The 20,113-nt window shown below is 67.2% G+C and carries 16 protein-coding genes and 1 pseudogene; 11 read left to right on the top strand and 6 right to left on the bottom strand.

What is annotated here, in order from left to right:
• Positions 1-45: 45 nt before the first annotated feature.
• The 4 genes from ID132_RS15015 to ID132_RS12095 all read right to left on the bottom strand — a co-directional run bounded on the left by ID132_RS15015 (position 46) and on the right by ID132_RS12095 (position 3,271).
• Positions 46-231 (bottom strand): hypothetical protein, encoded by a 186-nt coding sequence (locus ID132_RS15015; protein ID WP_328744455.1) that lies wholly within the window; start codon positions 229-231, stop codon positions 46-48.
• Entirely contained in the window at positions 228-1,241 is a 1,014-nt protein-coding gene (locus ID132_RS12105) for a polyamine ABC transporter substrate-binding protein (RefSeq protein ID WP_459562496.1), read from the bottom strand. Before ID132_RS12105 ends, ID132_RS15015 begins: the two co-directional genes overlap by 4 nt.
• A complete protein-coding gene (locus ID132_RS15375) occupies positions 1,238-2,059 on the bottom strand; it encodes a TetR/AcrR family transcriptional regulator (protein WP_193128748.1) in 822 nt (273 codons plus the stop codon). The genes ID132_RS12105 and ID132_RS15375 overlap by 4 nt, the downstream gene beginning before the upstream one ends.
• 138 nt (positions 2,060-2,197) lie before the next feature.
• On the bottom strand, positions 2,198-3,271 hold the full coding sequence (locus ID132_RS12095) for a flavin-containing monooxygenase (RefSeq protein ID WP_193128743.1): 1,074 nt from the start codon (positions 3,269-3,271) through the stop codon (positions 2,198-2,200).
• Positions 3,272-3,388: 117 nt separating this feature from the next.
• Between ID132_RS12095 and ID132_RS12090 the strand changes: the two genes are divergently transcribed.
• Entirely contained in the window at positions 3,389-4,231 is an 843-nt protein-coding gene (locus ID132_RS12090) for a hypothetical protein (RefSeq protein ID WP_125106348.1), read from the top strand.
• A 113-nt stretch (positions 4,232-4,344) separates the two neighbouring features.
• On the opposite strand, the gene ID132_RS12085 is transcribed toward ID132_RS12090, so the two are convergent.
• On the bottom strand, positions 4,345-4,626 hold the full coding sequence (locus ID132_RS12085; RefSeq protein WP_125106347.1) for a DUF1540 domain-containing protein: 282 nt from the start codon (positions 4,624-4,626) through the stop codon (positions 4,345-4,347).
• A 300-nt stretch (positions 4,627-4,926) separates the two neighbouring features.
• On the opposite strand from ID132_RS12085, the gene ID132_RS14500 reads away from it, so the two are divergent.
• From ID132_RS14500 to ID132_RS12060, 7 genes are all read left to right on the top strand, one after another.
• Positions 4,927-5,268: a transporter substrate-binding domain-containing protein gene (locus ID132_RS14500; protein WP_268898537.1), complete on the top strand. Its 342-nt coding sequence runs from the start codon at positions 4,927-4,929 to the stop codon at positions 5,266-5,268.
• Positions 5,268-6,041 (top strand): transporter substrate-binding domain-containing protein, encoded by a 774-nt coding sequence (locus tag ID132_RS14495; RefSeq protein ID WP_459562495.1) that lies wholly within the window; start codon positions 5,268-5,270, stop codon positions 6,039-6,041. Before ID132_RS14500 ends, ID132_RS14495 begins: the two co-directional genes overlap by 1 nt.
• Entirely contained in the window at positions 6,041-7,204 is a 1,164-nt protein-coding gene (locus ID132_RS14180; protein WP_235988555.1) for an ABC transporter substrate-binding protein/permease, read from the top strand. Before ID132_RS14495 ends, ID132_RS14180 begins: the two co-directional genes overlap by 1 nt.
• Positions 7,205-7,213: 9 nt before the next feature.
• The gene (locus ID132_RS12075) at positions 7,214-7,993 is read left to right on the top strand and encodes an amino acid ABC transporter ATP-binding protein (RefSeq protein WP_193128742.1); all 780 of its coding nucleotides are present in this window, start codon (positions 7,214-7,216) and stop codon (positions 7,991-7,993) included.
• 109 nt (positions 7,994-8,102) lie between these two features.
• Positions 8,103-10,682, top strand: a complete 2,580-nt coding sequence (locus ID132_RS12070; protein WP_193128741.1) for an esterase-like activity of phytase family protein — start codon at positions 8,103-8,105, stop codon at positions 10,680-10,682.
• Positions 10,683-10,841: 159 nt separating this feature from the next.
• Complete coding sequence (locus ID132_RS12065) at positions 10,842-11,366, top strand: aminoacyl-tRNA deacylase (RefSeq protein ID WP_193128740.1); 525 nt, start codon at positions 10,842-10,844, stop codon at positions 11,364-11,366.
• Positions 11,367-11,531: 165 nt separating this feature from the next.
• On the top strand, positions 11,532-12,164 hold the full coding sequence (locus tag ID132_RS12060) for a class I SAM-dependent methyltransferase (RefSeq protein WP_125106343.1): 633 nt from the start codon (positions 11,532-11,534) through the stop codon (positions 12,162-12,164).
• A gap of 22 nt (positions 12,165-12,186) precedes the next feature.
• On the opposite strand, the pseudogene hrpA reads toward ID132_RS12060, so the two are convergent.
• Positions 12,187-16,092 (bottom strand): annotated as a pseudogene (gene hrpA, locus ID132_RS12055) (ATP-dependent RNA helicase HrpA); the annotation flags it as partial.
• A gap of 46 nt (positions 16,093-16,138) precedes the next feature.
• On the opposite strand from hrpA, the gene ID132_RS15010 reads away from it, so the two are divergent.
• The 3 genes from ID132_RS15010 to metG form a co-directional block, all read left to right on the top strand.
• Positions 16,139-17,833 (top strand): dolichyl-phosphate-mannose--protein mannosyltransferase, encoded by a 1,695-nt coding sequence (locus ID132_RS15010; protein ID WP_193128739.1) that lies wholly within the window; start codon positions 16,139-16,141, stop codon positions 17,831-17,833.
• A 3-nt stretch (positions 17,834-17,836) separates the two neighbouring features.
• Positions 17,837-18,667, top strand: coding sequence for a 16S rRNA (cytidine(1402)-2'-O)-methyltransferase (rsmI, locus tag ID132_RS12045; RefSeq protein WP_193128738.1), 831 nt, complete (start codon positions 17,837-17,839; stop codon positions 18,665-18,667).
• Between the two features lie 54 nt (positions 18,668-18,721).
• Positions 18,722-20,113: methionine--tRNA ligase (gene metG, locus ID132_RS12040; protein ID WP_193128737.1), on the top strand; the 1,392-nt coding region annotated here is incomplete at its 3' end.

The raw sequence follows: 20,113 nt of genomic DNA, 5'->3' as shown, positions 1-20,113 counted from the left end.
CCAGCGCGCCGGTGGTCCGGTCGGTCGCAGATGTCGTGGTCATGGCTAGTTTCCGATCGCCTGCTGGAAGAGCTGGTTGTACTTTGAGTCCTCGTCGGGCGTGAGCGCGCGCATCGTCTGCGAGTTCGCGAGGTACTCCTCGGTCGGGAAGATGAGCTCGTTGTTCGCGAGCTCGGGGTCGATCTTCTCCATCTCTTCGCGGGCGCCCTCAACCGGGCAGATGTAATTCACGTANCGACCTCGGCGGCGACCTCGGGCTGGTAGTAGTAATCGATGAGCGTTTCGACGTTCTTCGTGTGGGTGCCACCCATCGGCACCGTGAAGTTGTCGGCCCACAGGTCGCCGCCCGACTCGGGCAGCGCGAAGTCCCAGCGGTCGCCGTTCTCGAAGTTGAGCTGCGTGATGTCGCCCGACCACGCGAGCACCGCGACGGCGTCGCCCGAGATGAGATCCTCCTTATAGGAGTTGCCCTTGACCTGGCGAATCTGGCCCGAGGCGATGTGCTCCTTGAGCACGTCGAGCGCGGCGTCGAACTCGTCGTCGCCCCAGTCGCTCGCGATGTCGACGCCGTTGCCCATGAGCAGCAGTGCCATGGTGTCGAGCATCTCGTCGAGCACGACGACGCGGCCCTTGTACTTCGGGTCCCACAGGTCGTCGAGGGTGTGCAGGCCGTTCGGGACCTCCTGTTTGTTCCAGGCAAGGCCGGTGAAGCCGCCCTGCCAGGTGACCGAGTACTTGCGGCCCTCGTCGAAGCTCGCGTTCATGTACTCGGGCAGCAGGTTCGCCTGTACGTTTGGCATGCTGTCGAGGGTGAGCGGCTGCACGTAGCCGAGGCGCATTAGGCGCGCGACCATCCAGTCGGTGAGGGTCATGACGTCGGCGCCGATGTCCTGCCCGTTCGAGAGCTGGTTCTGGTACTTGCCGAAGTACGAGTCGTTTGAGTCGATGTCCTCGGTGTAGGTGACGTCGATGCCCGAGGTCTCGATGAATTTCTCGAGGGTGGGGTAGGTGCCACTCGAGTCGTCGTAGTCGAGATAGAGGGTCCAGTTCGACCAGCGCACGAGCTTTTCGGTGTCGGAGAGGTCGGTGGCCGGCGTCAGCGCGGCGCCGGTTTCGCCGCCGCCCGAGGGGGTCGTGCCGCCGGTGCCGCAGGCGGCGAGGAGTGACAGCAAACCGGCGGCGCCGGCACCCGCGAAGAGGGAGCGGCGGGTGAGGCTACTGCCCGCGGCCTGGCGGCTCATACGGACGAGCGACTCCACCATCGGGTCGCGAGGCGCGTTGGCGTCGGGAAATACGAACTCACGAGACATATCGGCTCCTGGTTGGACAGGACGCCTCGACATTTGCGCACCGGGTCCGATTCCGCGGTGTGCACTGCTCGAGACTTCTGCGTACCGAGGGTTACCAGTGCTGTGGCGCGGTGCCGGTTGGTTGTTGCCGGGTCGCGTACGTAGTGGCGTCGGGTTGAGTTTGACTGAGAGTACACCGTCTGGTCGGTATATCCAACGAATTTCAGAGGGGGGATGAATCGGGGCGCGAGGCCCGCTGCTCGCGCAGTTGCGCGACGAGTTCGACAACCCGCTCGACGCTCGCGGAATCGGTGAACTCGGCGTCGTCGGTGGTGCCGTAGGTTTCGGCGTGGNTAGGCGATGCCGTCGCCGAGCAGGATGATCGCTTTCGCGAGCACCGCATCGCCAACATCTGCGAGCACGATGCCGTACCACTGCGCCCGGGCGCGGCGCAGCACCGGCCGGATCCTCGCGTCGTTCGACGGCGCGAGGCGGATGAGCGCGGACATGGTGCGCTCGAGTGGCGCCGTGTAATTGTTCGAAGTGCCGAGATACCACTCGGTTGGGGTGAGGCCGCTGCCGGGGAGGTCGGCAATGTCTTCGGCGACGAGCTCGGTGAAACGCTCACAGAGGCCGTCGACGAGCGCGGACTTTGAAGGGAAATGGTGGAGCAGTCCGCCCTTGGATGCGCCGACGTGCTTTGCGAGAGCGTCGAGGGTCGCGCNCGCTCGCCGCGCTCGAGCACGAGATCGCGGTAGGCGTCGATGAATTCGACGCGGCGGTTAGTGGCGATCGGAGGCATAGCCGCTCCTTCATTACCCAGCCCGTGCTTCGATGCACGGAGTTTGGCTGAGTGTACCGGCCAGACGGTCACCCCCTCCACCTCTGCGACNACAAAAACCGACCACTCAACCGACTAAAGAGTCAGCGGTGAGACGGGTGAGGGCCGTGAGGGCGGCGCGGCGCCCCGCGCGCGTTGCGCCGACCGTCGAGGCGGATGCGCCGTAGCCGACGAGCAGCACACGATCGTCGCGTACGACCTCCACGCCGTTTCGCGTCGCGATGCCGCCGCCTGGCTCGCGCAGGTGCAGGGGAGCGAGGTGGTCGAGGTCGGCGCGGAAGCCGGTCGACCAGAGGATCGCGTCGGCGAGTACGGTCTCGCCGCTTGCGAACTCGACCGCGTCGGGCAGGATGCGGCGAATCGGTCCCGAGGACACGAGCCGGCCGCGGTCGCGCGCGGCCAAATACTCCGGCCACGGCGGGATGCCGGTATTGCGCACGACCGAGAATGGCACGAGCCCGGCGCTCGCCCGAGCATCCACTCGCTCCTCGATCGCGACACCCCAGCGCTCGTCGAATGGATCGTCGACCCAGTCGGGATCGCGCCGCGTCGACCAGGTCGTCGTCGCGCCAGCCTGTTCGAGCATGAGGATGAACTGCACGGCGCTCAAGCCGCCGCCCACGACGACAACGTGTTGACCGCGAAACTCCTCGGCGCCCCAGAAATCAACGGTGCGCAGTTGGTGCCCCTCGAACGACCCGATGCCCGGCACGTGCGGCACGAACGGCTTCGTCCACGTGCTCGCCGCCGAGATCACGAGCCGCGTGCGCCAGTTCCGCGTGCCGGCGCGCACGACGAGCGGCGCCTCCGGGTCGCGAGACTCCGCCTCAACTCGGTCAACGCGTACGGGCCGCTCGACCGGCAGCCCGAACTCGCGCTCGTACCGCCCGTAGTAGTCGGCCACGACCTCACTCGCCGGCCGAGACGCATCCGGCTCGCCGAGCGGTAGGCCGGGCAAGTCGTGGATGCCGTGGGCCCGCCCCAGCGTCAGCGCCGGCCACCGGTGCCGCCACGCGCCTCCGGGACCGTCGTTGCGGTCGAGCACGACGAAGTCGCGCCAGGGCACGAGGCCGCGGCGCTGCAGCCAGTACGCCGCCGCGAGCCCGGCCTGCCCGGCACCGATCACCACAACGTCAAACATCCCAGCCTCCATGCGTGCCAAATGGTCCATGAGAGGTAACGCAACGACGGGGGACTTATGCCCACAGGGTCACTTAGCTTAGGCTGTACTAACTTGCCCACCGAGAAGAGGACGCAAATGACGAACGCTGCGGAGTCCGTGCAGACCAAGACACTGCTCGACAACCGGGCGCACTCGTTGACCCACCGCATCCTCACCGGCGCTGGCACCTGCGCGATCATCGCGTTCGAGGCGGCCGAGCAGCCGCACCTGCACTCGGTCGCGCACGGCCTCGCGAGCGACGGCACGCTGCTCGTCGCCGCGAACGTCGCGGTCGACGACGTCGACGATGCATTCCGAGGTGACGAGCCGCTTGAGGTTCGCCTCGACTTCCTCAAGGAATCGCCGGCCTTCGACGTGCGGATCATTTCGGCGACGACCCATCTGCTCGGCACGCTCGAGTGGCTCACGCTGGCCGAGGCCGACTTCGCCTTCCGCGATGTGCTGCTGCCGGCCCACCTCGTCGAGCTCGCGGCCCAGCCGGGCGGTCGCCTCGGCATCGTTCACAGCGAACGCGTCGTCACGCACACGAGCAACGGCATCACCGCGATGCCCTTCGGCGAGATCGCGGCCCGCCACCGCACCTGCGACGCCCTCTTCGCGCGCCGCGTGGACGACGTCGCCGCCGAACTCACCTTCGCGGCAGACGACGACCTGCTCGGCATGTACGCGGCGGCCTTCATCGAGGGCTGGTTCGGCGGCATCACGCTGTCGCGCCGCGAGACGACCGAGCCTTGCGTACCCGTCGTCGGCCGCACGTTTGTCGTCGACGTCGACCAGTCGGGCCTCACCCTCATGCATGTGGGCGACGACGACACGACTATCGTGTTCGCGCCGTTCGACGAGGCCGCGCGCAGCGAGAGCGAACTCCGCGCAGACCTCAAGTCGCTGCTCGACCTCGACCTCTTCGCGACCGAGTAGCGAGCCCCGGCCGGCTTCGACCAGGTTTTCTTCAAGAAAAAGCTCACCGACGCCAGCCACGCAGTTAGCGCGGCCGAGGCGTCGGTGAGCCTGGGCGAATTTGGCCAGAGTGGTTAGCGAACCTCGTAGCTCGAGCAGTTGGCGGTGTCGCCCTGAATCGAGACGGCCGCCGCAGAGCACATGAGGTCGGTGTTGTGCACGCACTCGAGGCGCTGGCACGCGGTGACGTGCGAGTTGGCGACGGGCAGGCCGCCGCGCGCGTCAAGCGTGATGAAAGTCGTGCAGCTGGCGCCCTGCTCGCTGCCGCCGACGGTGATGCCAGCTGCGGTGCAGCCGCCATTGTTGTACGAGCACGCCGTGGTCGTACATGCCTGAACTGCCGTGAGGTTCGTCATGATGTTCGCCTTCCCGCCCCGGCACAGATCTGAAATTTCGCGCCGCTTGCGGCAAAGTTACTGTGCCCGCAGCGAACGCACCAGCAAGGGAAGGCTCCCCTGTGCGACGGGTGTGTACCCGCGCAATACGGACAAATGGCATCAAGAAGGCCCGGTTCTCGCGCAATCAAGTAACGATCGCGTGCGGATCGCGCCGACTTCCACGGCGAGCGGGCCCGATCACCTAGGGTGGTGAGGTGAATTCTCAGCAAGTGAGTACCTGATTCACAAGCTGAGGTCAACGAAGACCAGAGGAAGAGCATGAAATCGTTCCAGCAACGCCTCCTGCAGTGGCAACACCACCGCAATTCGGCACTCTCCACTCTCGCGGTACTCCTGGTACTGCTGCTCACGGTTGGCACCGCCGCCGGCGCAGCAAACGCCATTACGGGCAACCAGGCGCAGGCCGCAGATGACCCGAAGTCGGCCGAGGGCCAGTCATTCGTCATCGCGACCGACACGACGTGGGCGCCCTTCGAGTTCGAAGAGGGCGGCGAGCTCGTCGGCATCGACATGGATCTGATCAATGCGATCGCCGAAGACCAGGGCTTCGACATCGACATCCAGGTGCTCGGTTTCGACGGCGCGCTCCAGGCCNGGTGATGGCCGGCATGAGCATTACCGACGAGCGTGAGCAGTCGTTCGACTTCTCGAACCCCTACTTCGACTCGGGCATTCAGATGGCCGTCGCTGAGGATGATGACAGCATCAAGGGCTACGAGGACCTCGCGGGCGAGACGGTCTCGGCGAAGACCGGCACCGAGGGCTTTGACTTCGCGTCGACCCTCTCGGAGGAGTACGGCTTCGAAGTCACCGGCTTCCAGGACGCCGCCGATGCCTACAACGACGTCACGTCGGGCAACTCGGTCGCTGTCTTCGACGACTACCCGATTCTTGCCTACGCCATTGCGACCGGTAACTCGGGCCTCAAGACGGTCACTGACCAAGAGAAGGCCTCGAGCTACGGCATGGGCGTGCAGAAGGGCCAGAACCCCGAGCTCGTCGCCGCCTTCAACGACGGCCTGAAGAACGTGATCGAGAACGGCACCTACCAGGACATCCTCGACGAGTACCTCGGCGAGAACGCGCCCGAGGCCGCGTCGATCGGCAACGGTCAGGCCGCGCTCGGCAACGAACAGCTCGACTACGGCGAGCCCGGCGAACTGCCAAACAACCCGAACTTCGCGACCGACACCCCGGTCGAGAACGGCACCTTCGTCGTCGCCACCGACACCACTTTCGCGCCCTTCGAGTTCCAGCAGAACGGCGAGATGGTCGGCATCGACATGGACCTCCTCAAGGCCATCGCGGCGAACCAGGGCTTCGAGGTCGAAATTCAGTCACTCGGCTTCGACGCGGCACTGCAGGCGNGGTGATGGCCGGCATGAGCATCACCGACGAGCGCAAGGAAGTCTTCGACTTCTCCGAGCCCTACTACCAGTCGGGCGTGCAGATGGCCGTCGCCGAGGACAGCGACATCGCCACCTATGAGGACCTCGCGGGCCAGACAGTGGCCGTGAAGACCGGCACCGAGGGCTACTCGTTCGCCGAGACGCTCTCGAAGGACATCGGTTTCGAGCTCAACTCGTTCCAGGACTCGGCCGACATGTACAACGATGTCGCGACCGGCAACTCGGTGGCCGCATTCGAGGATGCGCCCGTGCTGCAGTACGGCATCGCCTCGGGCAACGTACCGCTCAAGGTCGTGACCGACCCCGAGCCCGGCGCCGACTACGGCTTCGCGGTGAACAAGGGTGAGAACGCTGAGCTGCTCGAGATGTTCAACGCAGGTCTCGACGCCGCGATGGAATCGGGTGCCTACCAGCAGATCATCGACCGCTACCTCGCGAATGAAGAGGAAGCGGCGGGCACGTCGTTCTTCGCCCTCGTTGCGAACGCGATGCCGGCCCTGATGCAGGGTCTTGGCTTCACCCTCTGGGCGACGTTCCTCTCGATCGTCTTCGCCATGGTGCTCGGTATTCTCTTCGGCATTCTCAAGCTGTCGAGCAACTGGTTCTTGCGCGGCCTTGCGGGCGCGTACGTGAACATCTTCCGAGGCACGCCAGTCATCGTGCAGGCGTTCTTCTTCTACTTCGGTGTGCCCGCGTTCTTCCAGCAATTTCTGGGGCAGCAGGTCACGCTCGACGCGCTGACGGCCGGTGTCATCACCCTCTCGCTCAACGCCGGTGCCTACATCACCGAGATCGTGCGCGGTGGCGTGCAGTCGGTTGATCCAGGGCAGATGGAGGCGTCGCGCTCGCTTGGCCTCGGCTGGGGCGCCTCGATGCGCCGAGTCGTGATGCCGCAGGCGTTCAAGATCATGACGCCGAACCTCATCAACCAGTTCATCATCACGTTGAAGGACACCTCGCTGCTGTCGGTGCTTGGCTTCGCCGAGCTCACCTACCAGGGCCGCATCGTGATCGCCTCGACCTTCCGCTCGTTCGAGATCTGGATCGTCGTCGCGTTCATGTACTTCATCGTGATCTGGCTGCTCACGCTGCTGAGCAACTGGGTCGACCGCAAGCTCAACAAGTAAGGCGAGAACATGACGAACGACAAAACGCTGTACACGCAGCCTGTCTCCACCGCCGACGAGACGCCGATCCGGGTCGTCGACCTGCACAAGGCCTTCGGTTCGAACGAGGTGCTCAAGGGCATCGACCTCGAAGTCGCGAACGGCGAGGTTGTCGCCGTCATCGGCCCCTCGGGTTCGGGTAAGTCGACGTTACTGCGCTGCCTCAACCGACTCGAGGACGTCACGAGCGGCGAGGTCTTCATCACCGGCGAGAACATCGCCGCCGCGAAAGGCGAGAAGCTCGACAAGGTGCGTCAGCGCATCGGCATGGTGTTCCAGCACTTCAACCTGTTCCCGAACATGACGGTATTGCAGAACGTCGCACTCGCGCCGACCGAGCTGAAGAAGATGTCGAAGGCGGATGCACGCAAGCGGGCCGAAGAACTGCTCACGCGAGTCGGTCTGGCCGACAAGGCTGATGCGCGCCCGTCCCAGCTCTCCGGCGGGCAGAAGCAGCGCGTGGCGATCGCCCGCGCGCTCGCGATGAGCCCCCAGATCATGCTGTTTGACGAGGCCACGAGCGCTCTCGACCCCGAGATGGTCGGCGAGGTGCTCCAGGTGATCCGCGACCTCGCCGCATCCGGCATGACGATGGTGCTCGTTACACATGAAATGGGCTTCGCCNGTGAGGTCGCCGACCGGGTCGTATTCATGGCCGAGGGCGTTGTCGTCGAAGAGGGCGACCCCAAGGTGCTGTTCGACTCGCCGAAGGAGGCCCGCACGCAGGACTTCCTCTCGAAGGTGCTCTAGCGAAATCACCACCCACAGCGACCTCCGTGTTCACCCGGAGGTCGCTGTGCGTTTCCGCACGCAGACAAGAGTGGGCAGTCGCACACGCTGACATCTGCAAAGGAGCACCATGCGCATTCGCCGCATCGCTCCGGTTGCCGCGCTTGCCACTTCGGGCCTCGCCCTGAGCTGCTTTGTAGCTGCCGGACCCGCCATCGCCGCCGAAGGGGCATTCACCCGCACTGCCACCTACCCCGTGTACCTCAACGTGCCAGAGGGCGTCGACCCGGCGGCCGAGACCGTCGCTGAGATCTCGACCATCACCCCCGACGGCTCGACGATGATCTACACCGACGCACTCGGTCAGCGCATCGGCTTCATCGATGTCACCGACCCCTCGTCGCCCCAGGGCACCGGCACCGTCTCGCTGGCCGAGCTCGGCCACGCCGACGACCAGCCGACCTCGGTCGCGGCGATCGGCGACTACGTGCTCGTCGTCATCGACGAGACGGGCGGCGACTTCGAGAACCCGACCGGTCGCGTCGACGTGCTGCGCATCAGCGACCGCGAGCGCGTCGCCTCGATCGACCTCGAGGGCCAACCCGACTCGATCGACATCTCGGACGACGGTCAGTACGCGGCCATCGCGATTGAGAACCAGCGTGACGAGGAGCGCGTGGATGTTGACGGCGGCCTGCCGCAGCTGCCCGCCGGCTTTGTCTCGGTGATTGACCTCGCGGGTGACCCGAGCACGTGGCAGTCCGACCGGGTCGACCTCGTCGGCGAGACCGGCGCGCCGATCGAGGTCGTGGCGAACGCCGGCCTCGACACCCCGGAGGACCCGGAGCCCGAGTACGTCTCGATCAACAGCGACAACGTCGCCGCGGTGACCCTGCAGGAGAACAACGGCGTCGCGATCATCGACCTGGAGAGCCGCACCGTGACCGACGCGTGGAGCGCCGGAACTGTCTCGGTCGATCAGCTCGACACCGAGGACGACGGCGTGATCGACCTCAGCGGCTCGATCACCGACACCCCTCGCGAGCCCGATGCGGTCGGTTGGGTGAACACCACCACGCTCGCGACCGCGAACGAAGGCGACTGGAAGGGCGGCACCCGCGGCTGGACCGTCTTCGGCATCGACGGCACCGTGCAGTGGGATGCGGGCAACAGCTTCGAGCACCTCGCGATCGAGCACGGCCTCTACAACGACGGCCGCGCCGGCAAGAAGGGCCCCGAGCCCGAGGGCCTCGCGATCGCCGAGTACAACGGCACCAACTACGCGTTCGTCGCCTCGGAGCGCTCGAACTTCGTCGCCGTCTACAACATCGACGACCCCGCCAATCCGGTCTACGAGCAGCTGCTGTTCACGACCAATGGCCCCGAGGGCGTCTTGCCGGTGCCGTCGCGCGACCTGCTGCTCGTCTCGAGCGAGGTCGATGAGGCCAAGGCCGGCGTCCGCAGCTCGGTGAACATCTTCGAATTCGGCGACGCCACCCCGGCGCAGCCGAGCATTGTGTCGGCGAACGACGAGAACGGCCTGCCCATCGGTTGGTCAGCGCTCGGAGCGCTCACGGCCGACCCGACCAACGCGAACCTGCTCTACTCGGCGACCGACGCGGCGCTGAAGAACAACCGCATCTACACGATCGACGTGTCGGCTGAGCCCGCCCTCATCACCGAGGCCCGCGACGTCACGAAGGATCGTGCGGTCACCTCGTACGACATTGAGGGCATCGCGGCGAAGGCTGACGGCGGCTTCTGGCTCGCCTCGGAGGGCGCGACCGGCACCGAGAACCTCCTCGTCGAGCTCGATGCCGACCTCAACGTGGTGCAGGAACTCTCACTGCCCGAGGACGTTTCCTCGCACATCGGCAAGTGGGGCCTCGAGGGCGTCACAGTGACTGAAGACGCCGACGGCAACGAGGTGCTCTATTTCGCCGTGCAGCGCCCGCTCTGGGTCGACCCCGCCGCGTCGCCGCTCGAGCCGCTCGAGGGCACGAACACGACCCGCATCGGCCAGTACTCGACGGCGACCGGCGAGTTCGCCTGGTTCGGCTACGAGCTCGAGTCGACCGACGTCGCCGGCGACTGGATGGGCCTGTCGGAGGTCACCGTCGTCGACGACAACACCCTCGCGCTGATCGAGCGCGACAAGCTCAACGGCCCGAACGCCGCGATCAAGCGCATCTACACGGTGGAGATTCCGGATGCGCAGGCGGTCGCCGACGCGGACGGCTCGGTGATTCCCGTCGAGAAGAACCTCGCGATCGACGTACTGCCCGAGCTGCAGGCCGTGAACGGTTGGACGCAGGAGAAGCTCGAGGGCTTCACGATTGCTGCCGACGGTCAGCTCTACGCGGTTACCGACAACGACGGCCTCGACGACGCCACCGGCGAGACGGTGTTCCTCCGCCTCGGTTCGGCTGAGGATGCATTCGGCATCGACCCGGAGCCGACGCAGTCGCCCGAGCCGACCGGCACGACCGTGCCGACCACGACCGCCGTGCCGACCACGACGGCCAGCGCCGCGTCGACCGACGGCGCATCCGAGTCGACCGCCTCGCCGAGCGACACCGACACCGACGCTGACGGCAACCTCGCCACCACCGGTGCCGACGCGGGCACGACCGCGCTGATCGGCCTCTTTGCAGCCGGCGCCANCGCCGCGGGCGCGGCGCTCGTGCTGCGCCGCCGCCACCAGGCGTAGCAGCGCCCGACAAGACTCCCGGGTTCCGAAGTCCTGCAGCCGCAGGATTTCGGAACCCGGGACTTGTTTTCGCCATTGAGGGCCAGCGCGTGCGCCCGGCGACGCGCTTCGGTGCGCAACAACGGGAATAATCGGCCGCGCTGCGTCGTCTTCTTTCGTATGACTTCTGTGCAATCACCCGAGCTCGACCCCGCGAACAACCGGGCGGTCGCGGCCGTCGCAGCCTCGGGCATCCGCCACGAGGTGCGCACGCACGGCAAGGCGTCGTCGCTCGCCGAGGCGGCGGCGCTGCGCGGCGTGCGACCCCGGCAGATCGTGAAGTCGATGATCGTGAAGGACGGCACGGGGGAATACCACGTGGTGCTCGTGCCCGGCGACCGGGTCATCTCGTGGCCGAAGCTGCGCGCCGTGCTCGGCGTGAACAAGGCCGCCATGCCCTCGGCCGACGAGGCGAAGGCGGTCACCGGCTTCGCGCGCGGCACGATCACGCCGTTCGGCACGTTGACGCCGCTCGACGTCGTGGCCGACGCGCTCGTTGAGCCCGGGCCCATCACCGTCGGCGGTGGGGCGTACTCGGTTGGGATCTACCTCGANGGCGACGACCTGCTCGCCCACTTCGGCGCCGAGCGCGTCGACATTACTGAGCCCGACCCGGCATTCGTCGAGGCGCCCGCCGAAGCATAGGTGTTGCGTTTCGCCCCAAAACGATCGTGAATACGAGCGTCGAACGGGGTCAGACACACTACCCATGGCACACGGGACGGCGCGGGGCCCGTCAGTCACGGGCCGATACGTTACTCACCGCGGCGCTCGGAGCTGGGCCGGGCCCGGGTGCGGGATACTGGAGGAATGCCCGCTCCCCAAGAAAATGTCTGGCTCGCCGCCGTGCGAGCGAACCCCGATCACGCGCAGAACTACGCGAAGCGGTGGCGCAGCTTCGCCGATGCGGGCCGTGACATCTATGGCGAGGCACGGCTCATCGACGCGATGGCTGAACGACACAGCCGCATCCTCGACGCGGGCTGCGGTACGGGCCGCATCGGCGGCTGGCTCGCCGAGCGCGGGCACGAGGTGGTCGGCGTCGACCTCGACGAGTACCTCATCTCGGTGGCGCGCACCGATTACCCGCAGGCACGCTGGGAAGCCGGCAATCTCGCGACGTTCGCGGTCGACGATGAGTTCGGCGATCTGCAGGAGTTCGACATCATCGTGTCTGCCGGCAACGTCATGACGTTCCTCTCGGAGGCCGAGCGCAAGCCCGCCCTCGAGCGCCTGCGTGGCCACCTCGCGCCGAACGGTCGCCTCGTCGTCGGCTTCGGCGCGGGCCGCGGCTACGACTTCGTCGACTTCACGGCGGATGCGTTCGAATCGGGTCTCGTACTCGAGCAGCACTACTCGACGTGGCAGCTCCACGCCCCGGCCGAGGACTTCCTCGTCGCCGTGCTCACCCGCACCCCGGACGCCCCCGAACAAGACGAATAACCCCTCCCTCTGGCGAGCGGNNCCCCCTAGAAGTTTGCGGAGGCGTTTGAGGCTGGCCGGTTGGGCCGTGCCGAGCTGTTGGGCGAAGAGGCTGACGCGGAACTCCTCGAGCAGCCAGCGCGCCGCGACGAGGTGCTCCGGCGCGTCGAGTGCGAGCGGCAACGTGCCGCCCGCATCCCGGAAGAGCGCGAGCGCCTGCTCGAGCTCGGCAGCGCCCGCGCGCTCGGTCGCCGCGCTCATGCTGAGCCGCTCGATACGCGCTGTCGCGGCTCGCAGGTACCGCGGCAAATGCTGCAGCTGCTCGAGCCCGGTGCGCGACACGAAGCCGTCGAACACGAGTGCCTCGAGCTGCCCCCGCACGTCGGTCAGCGTCGCGAGGTAGGCCATCGCGTTGCTGCTCTTGACCGCCCGCAGCGCGTCGCGGTGCGCCGTGAGCACCTGGCCCACGAGACGCACGACCTCGAACAGTGCGTCGATGAGCTCGGCGTTGAACTGCTCGCGCATGGCATCGAAGGCCGCCTTCGTGCGCACCGGTTCGCCGGCTGCGTCAACGGTCCGCTGCGCGAGCGCGATGGTGGCGTCGGCGAGTAGCTGCTCGGTCGATGGGTACGGGCTCGCCGCGAGCGCCAGCTTTTCTTGCGAGGTGAGGTGGGCGAGCACGTACGTCGCGGGCGAGGGCACGCTGCGGGCAAGCAGCACGGCGACGGCCCGCGGATGCTCGCGCACCTGATCGGCGCTCGTCGTCGCGAGCACGAGGTCGACCTTGCTCGTCGCGGGGCGTGCGGCGTCGCGCAGCTGCAGCGTCGGCCAGGCGCGAATCACGCCGTTCTTGCGCCGAATTTCGAAGGTCTCGGGCAGGTCGCGTTCCGGCCATCCGGTGAGCTCGCGCTGCTCAGCGACCGACTCCGTCGACCCGCGCGACGGCTCGGCCGCGGCCTTGGCATCGCTGCCGGGCGCATCCTTGCGGCCGCCCCGCCCGCGCCGATTGCTGGGAGTCGGGGGAGCCTCGGTGGCGCGCACGAGCGCGGCCTCGCTCTGGCGCTTGAGCCGCTGCTGCAACTCGAGTAGATTGCTGCCCTCGCCGAGTTCGCGGCCACGATCGTCGAGCACGAGGAAGCGCATCCGCAGGTGTGCCGGGACGCGCTCGGGTTCGAACTCGCGGGCGTCGAAGCGGATGCCGCCGAGTCGCTGGAGGTGCCCGTGCAACACCTCAGTGAGGGGTGCTGTGACGGGCTCGCCCCGGTCGGGACGCACCTCGCCAACCTGGTCGAGTAGCCGCGCCGCCCAGTCGGCGGCAGGCACGAAGTTGCGCCGGGTCGCCTTCGGCAGGGTACGCAGCAGCGCCGTAACGAGCTCCTCGCGCAGGCCCGGCACTTGCCAGTCGAAGCCGTCAGGCGTGAGCATCGCGAGCAGCTGCACGGGCACGACGGCCGTGACGCCGTCGTCGGGCGCCTGCGGGTCAAACTTGTAGCGCAGGCGCAGCTGCTGCTCGCCCTGCTGCCACGTTCGCGGGTAGGCCTCGGCATTCTCGGTCGCGTCGTCGTCTTCGAGCAGGTCACCGCGGCGCAGGTCGAGCAGCTTCGGCTGCTCCTGCTGCGCCACGCGCCACCACTGGTCGAACGTCGGCTGCGACACGACGTCAGCGGGCAGTCGCTCGTCGAAGAATTCGAACAGCACCTCGGTGTCGTCATGGCGCGAGCGGGTTCGCGTGCGCTCCTCAAATTCGGCGACGTCGCGCAGCAGCTGCTGATTGCGGCGCACGAACGGGTACCGGCCGGTCCAGTCGCCCTCGACGAGCGCGTGCCGAATGAACAGGTCGCGGCTCCACGACGGGTCGATCGCGGCGAAGCCGACTCGGCGCTGCGTCACGATCGGCACGCCGTAGAGCGTCACCGTCTCGAGCGCGACGGCCTGGCCCTGCTTACGCTCCCAGTGGGGCTCTGAATGCTGCCGTTTCGCGAGCTCGCCGGCGAGCGACTCGGCCCATTCGGGCTGANATCTTCGCGACGGTGCGCGCGAACAGTTGCGACGTCTCGACGAGTTCGGCGGCCATGACCGCCTCGGGGTTCGACCCCTTGAGTCCCGAGCCGGGGAACACCCGAAAACGCGTGTTCCGCGCCCCGCGATAGTCGCGGCGCTGCCGGTCGAACACGCCGATGTGGCTCAGAAGGCCCGACAGCAGCGCGCGATGCACGGCGTCGGCATTCGCGCCCGGCTCGGCCCCCGCATCCGGCCGCTGGATGCGCAGGCCGAGCGGCTTGGCCGTCTCGCGCAGCTGCCGAAAGAGGTCTTGCCATTCTCGCAGTCGCACGTAGTTCAGGAACTCGGCCTTGCAGAGGCGCCGGAACGCCGACGAGCCGAGCTCGCGCTGCTGCTCCTCGAGGTAGCTCCAGAGCTTGAGCAGCGACATGAAGTCGCTCGACGGGTCGCGGAAGCGCGCGTGCAGCTGGTCGGCCTTGGCGCGCTGTTCGAGCGGTCGCTCGCGGATGTCCTGCACCGTGAGGCCGGCGACGATGATGAGCACATCGCGGGCGACGTCGAGCCGTTTCGCCTCGACCACCATGCGGGCGAAGCGGGGCTCGATCGGCAGGGATGCGAGCTGACGCCCGGTCTTCGTGAGCTGCGGCACGCCCCGCCCGGTGCCGCCACGAATCGCACCGAGCTCACGCAGCAGGTCGACGCCGTCCTTCACCCCGCGCGAGTCGGGCGGCGTGAGGAAAGGGAAGTCTTCGATTGCACCGAGGCCAAGCTCGAGCATCTGCAACAGCACGCTCGCGAGGTTCGTGCGCAGAATCTCCGGGTCGGTGAATTCGGGCCGACGCTCGAAGTCCTCTTCGCTATAGAGCCGAATCGCGATGCCGTCGCGGGTGCGACCCGAGCGGCCCGAGCGCTGGTTCGCCGAGGCCTGCGAGATCGCCTCAATCGGCAGCCGCTGCACCTTCGCCCGCACCGAGTAGCGCGAGATGCGCGCGAGCCCCGCGTCGATGACGTACGCGATGCCCGGCACCGTGAGCGAGGTCTCGGCGACGTTCGTCGCGAGCACGACGCGGCGCCGCACGCCGGGGCGTTTGCTCGGCTCGAACACGCGGTGCTGGTCGTGCGCGCTGAGGCGCCCGTAGAGGGGAAGGAGCTCGGTCGCCTCGAGCTCGCGGGTCGAGAGGGATGCGCGAATCGCCGCCTCGGCCTCGCGAATCTCGCGCTCGCCGGGCAGGAACACGAGCACGTCGCCGGCTCGCTCACCGGCGAGCTCGCGCAGCCCCGCGACGATGCCCTCGTTCACGTCGCGGTCGTCGGTGGCCGACGGCGCATCCTGCGCATCCTCCTCGTCGTCGGTCGACGCCTCGCCGACGAGCGGCCGGTACCGCACCTCGACCGGGTAGGTGCGGCCCGACACCTCGATCACCGGTGCGTCGTCGAAGTGCTTCGAGAACGACTCGGGGTCGATCGTCGCCGAGGTGATGATGAGCTTGAGATCGGGCCGCTCGGGCAGCAGCCGCTTCAGGTAGCCGAGCAGGAAGTCGATGTTCAACGAGCGCTCGTGCGCCTCGTCGATGATGATCGTGTCGTAGCGCCGCAGCAGTCGGTCGCGGCGCAGCTCGCCGAGCAGAATGCCGTCGGTCATGAGCTTGATGCGCGTCGACTCGCTCGAGGCGTCGGTGAAACGCACCTGATAGCCCACGAGCTCGCCGACCTTACCGCCGAGCTCCTCGGCGATGCGCTCGGCGATCGTGCGGGCTGCGATGCGTCGCGGCTGCGTGTGGCCGATCGCGGTGCGGCCGAGCTCGAGGCAGATCTTCGGTAGCTGGGTCGTCTTGCCCGAACCGGTTTCGCCCGCGACGATCACCACCTGGTGTTCGCGAATCGCCGCGGCGATTTCGTCACGGCGCTGCGAGACCGGCAGCTCTGGTGGGAAGTGAATGGCGACCATCGGCCCTCCAGTCTAGGTGACAGGGGGCATCCCCTACGATGGTCGGGTGACTGCCCCGACCCAACTCCAACGTGACGGCGCGAGCACACCGACGACGCCGGTGGGGTCGTGGGCAGACGACCTTTGGGGTCGGTGGACGGCATCGCCGCAGGCTCGGCGCCGCACCGAGTGGATTCTCGTCGGCATCATCACCCTCGTGGCGGTGCTTGTACGGTTTGTGCGGCTCGACCAGCCGAACGGCATCGTCTTCGACGAGATTTACTACGTGCCCGATGGCTGGACCATCACGAACAACGGCTACGAGTCGGAATGGCCCGAGAACAAAGAGGACCTCTGGGCGACCGGCGGCTACGACGAGTACCTCGACAAGGCCGAGTACGTCGTGCACCCGCCGCTCGGCAAGTACCTCATCGGCATCTTCATGCACCTGTTCGGCGCCGAGCACGTCTGGGCCTGGCGCTTCGGCGTCGCCCTCTTCGGTGCCGCCTCGGTGCCGCTGCTCTACCTCGTCGGCAAGAAGCTATTCCGTTCGATCGCGATGGGTGCGATCCCGGCGGCGATGCTCGCGATCGACGGCCACGCGATCGCGATGAGCCGCACGGGCATCCTCGACATTTTCGTGATGTTCTTCGTGCTGCTCGGCTTCCTGTTCCTACTCTACGACCGCGACGACCAGGGGCGTCAACTGACGAGCTGGGTCGCGGCGTGGCGCCAGCGCGAACACGCGAACGACCCTTCCGTGCCGCTCGAGAGCACGCCGGTCAAGTGGACCAGCACGATCGACCCGCCGGCGACGCGGCCGACGGGCCCCGACTGGGGCCCGGTGCTCTGGCGACGCCCCTGGTTCCTGGCCATGGTCGTGGCCCTCGCGCTCGCGACGAGCGTGAAGTGGTCGGGCCTCTACTACCTCGCGTTCTACTGTGTGCTCACCGTTGCCCTCGACGCCTACAACCGCAAGCAGGCGGGCATCACGCTGTGGCTCTCGTCAGCGACGCTGAAGCAGGGGCCCGTCTCTTTCCTGCTCGCGGTGCCGCTCACGATCGTCATCTACCTCGCGAGCTACGCCGGTTGGTTCATCACCGGCCGCGGCTTCAACGGGATTATCGACACCGGCGCCTGGCAGGGCGGCAACTTCTTCGAGTGGGCCAAGCTGTCGCTCTCGCACTTCGTCGACTACCAGGCACAGGTCTACGAGTTTCACTCGCGCCTCGCGGCGGGGCACTCGTACAACTCGGCGCCGTACGAGTGGCCGTTCCTGCTGCGCCCCACCGCGTTCCAGTACACCTACATCGACCCGGCGGTCGACCCGAGCTGTCACGCCGACCAGTGCGTGCAGGCGGTCACGTCGCTGTCGAACCCGCTGCTCTACTGGCTCGGCACGATCGCCGTCGTGTTCCTCATCATGATGATGTTCGTGAAGCCGCGCTGGCCCTACGTTGCGATTCTCGTGTCGTACGCGGCGGGCTACCTGCCCTGGCTGCTCACCGGCCGCACCTCGGTCTACCACTTCTACGTCATCGTCTGGCTGCCGTTCATGTTCCTCGCGGCAGCGCTCGCGCTGCAGACGCTGGCGGGCGACGCGAAGGATCCGCGAAAACAGCGCACGCTTGCGGTGAACCTCATCGCCGGGTTCTTCGCCCTCGCGGTCCTCGTGTCGGCGTTCTTCTACCCGGTGTGGACCGGCCTGCAGATTCCCGACTGGTACTTCAACCTCACCCACTGGCTGCCGGGCTGGTACTAGGCGATGCTCATCCTTGCCGGAACCCCGATCGGCAATCTCGGGGATGCGTCGCCTCGGCTCATCGATACGCTGCGGGCCGCCGATGTGGTCGCCTGCGAAGACACCCGCACGACCGCGAAGCTGCTGGGCCTGCTCGAGGTGACCGAACGCCCGAAGCTCATCGCGTTGCACGAACACAACGAGCACGAGTCCGCTGACGAGGTGGCGAGGCTTGCCGCCGAGCAGACCGTCGTGCTGGTGTCGGATGCGGGCATGCCGGCCATCTCCGACCCGGGCTTTCGCGTCGTGCGTGCGTGTGCCGAGGCGGGCGTGACGGTCACCTCGGTGCCCGGCCCAACGGCGGTCATCACCGCGCTCGCGGTGTCGGGCCTGCCGACCGACCGCTTCTGTTTCGAGGGGTTCGTGCCGCGCAAGCAGTCTGACCGGGCCAGGCTCATCGAGCAGCTCGGCGACGAGCCGCGCACAACCGTGCTCTATGAGTCGCCGCACCGGCTCGCGACGACGCTCGACGACTTCGCCGCGGCGTGGCCCGAGCGCCAGGCCGTCGTCTGCCGCGAGCTCACGAAGCTCCACGAAGAGGTGCGCCGCGGCACATGCGCCGAGCTCGCCCAGTGGGCGGGCGAGGGCGTGCGCGGCGAGATCGTGCTCGTGCTCGCCGGCGCCGAAGCCCGCGAGGTGCAGCTCGACGAGGCAGTTGCCGAGGTGCTCCGACTCGCCGCGGGCGGCCTTCGGCTGAAGGATGCGGCGGCTGAGGTCGAGGCGCGCACCGGCCTGCGGAAGCGCGCGCTCTACGACGCTGCGCTCGCGGCCCGGAGCGTCGGCGGCGCTGTATGACCGTCGGCAACGGCCGTGTCATTGACGCTCACGCGACCCGATAGACTTTCCGGCATGGCTTCTGGCGAATCGTTCTACGTCACCACTCCCATCTTCTACGTGAATGACGTGCCCCACATCGGGCACGCGTATGCGGAGGTGGCAGCTGACGTGCTTGCCCGGTGGCACCGCCAGCGCGGCGATGACACCTGGTTCCTCACCGGCACCGACGAGCACGGGCAGAAGATCATGCGCTCGGCCGTCGCAAACGGCATGACGCCGCGCGAGTGGGCCGACAAGCTCGTCGATGGCGCATGGAAGCCGATGCTCAAGACGCTCAACCTCTCGAATGATGACTTCATTCGCACCACCGAGGAGCGGCACGAGACGCGCGTGCAGAAGTTCCTGACGCACCTCAACGATGCCGGCTACATCTACGAGGACGAGTTCGAGGCGCTCTACTGCGTCGGCTGCGAGGAGTTCAAGCCCGACAGCGAAATCGTCGACGGCGAGGGCCAGTACGAGGGCCAGAAGGTCTGCGCGATTCACTCGAAGCCGCTCGAGCTTATGGCCGAGCGCAACTACTTCTTCAAGCTCTCCGACTTCCAGCAGCGCCTGCTCGACTTCTACGAGGCGAACCCGACCTTCGTGCAGCCGCAGTCGGCGCGCAACGAGGTCGTCAGCTTCGTGCGCAGCGGCCTGCACGACCTCTCGATCTCGCGCACGAGCTTCGATTGGGGCGTGCGCGTGCCGTGGGACGACGCGCACATCGTCTACGTCTGGGTCGACGCGCTGCTCAACTACATCACCGCGATCGGCTACGGCGACGATGACGACAACTTCGACCGTCGCTGGCCCGCGAACCACATTGTGGGCAAGGACATCATCCGCTTCCACGCGGTGATCTGGCCCGCCATGCTCATGGCCGCGGGTATCGAGCCTCCGCAGCGCGTCTTCGCGACCGGCTGGCTGCTCGTTGGCGGCGAGAAGATGTCGAAGTCGAAGCTCACCGGCATTGAGCCGAGCGAGATCACCGATACCTTCGGCTCCGACGCGTTCCGCTACTACTTCATGCGTGCAATTCACCTCGGTCAGGACGGCTCGTTCTCGTGGGAAGACCTCCACGCGCGCTACAACTCCGAGCTCGCGAACGGCCTCGGCAACCTGGCGTCGCGCGTTGTGGCGATGGTGAACAAGTACTTCGACGGCGAGATCCCGTCCGTCGCCTCGACGCACGTCGACGACACCGCGCTCCTCGATATCGCGAAGGCCGCTGTGGCGGGTGCTGAGGACGCGATCGACCGCTTCGCGATCGACCAGACCATCGCCGAGGTCTGGCGCCTCGTCGACGCGCTCAACCAGTTCATCACCGACCAGGCGCCGTGGCAGCTCGCAAAGGACGACTCGCTGCGCGAGCGCCTCGAGGGCGTGCTCGGCACCGCGGTTCGCGGCCTCGGCGTGCTCGCG

The organism is Gulosibacter sediminis, assembly GCF_014904065.1.
GTDB classification, from domain to species: Bacteria; Actinomycetota; Actinomycetes; order Actinomycetales; family Microbacteriaceae; genus Gulosibacter; species Gulosibacter sediminis.
Note: the sequence above shows the minus strand (reverse complement) of the source record. Positions and strands in the feature narration are given on the sequence as shown.

Coding starts and splice junctions, on each gene's coding strand:
- ID132_RS12085 (WP_125106347.1), bottom strand. CDS start 4,626: ATGACGAACCTCACGGCAGTTCAGGCATGTACGACCACGGCGTGCTCG.
- rsmI (WP_193128738.1), top strand. CDS start 17,837: ATGCTCATCCTTGCCGGAACCCCGATCGGCAATCTCGGGGATGCGTCG.
- ID132_RS12090 (WP_125106348.1), top strand. CDS start 3,389: ATGACGAACGCTGCGGAGTCCGTGCAGACCAAGACACTGCTCGACAAC.
- ID132_RS14180 (WP_235988555.1), top strand. CDS start 6,041: ATGGCCGGCATGAGCATCACCGACGAGCGCAAGGAAGTCTTCGACTTC.
- ID132_RS12095 (WP_193128743.1), bottom strand. CDS start 3,271: ATGTTTGACGTTGTGGTGATCGGTGCCGGGCAGGCCGGGCTCGCGGCG.
- ID132_RS12060 (WP_125106343.1), top strand. CDS start 11,532: ATGCCCGCTCCCCAAGAAAATGTCTGGCTCGCCGCCGTGCGAGCGAAC.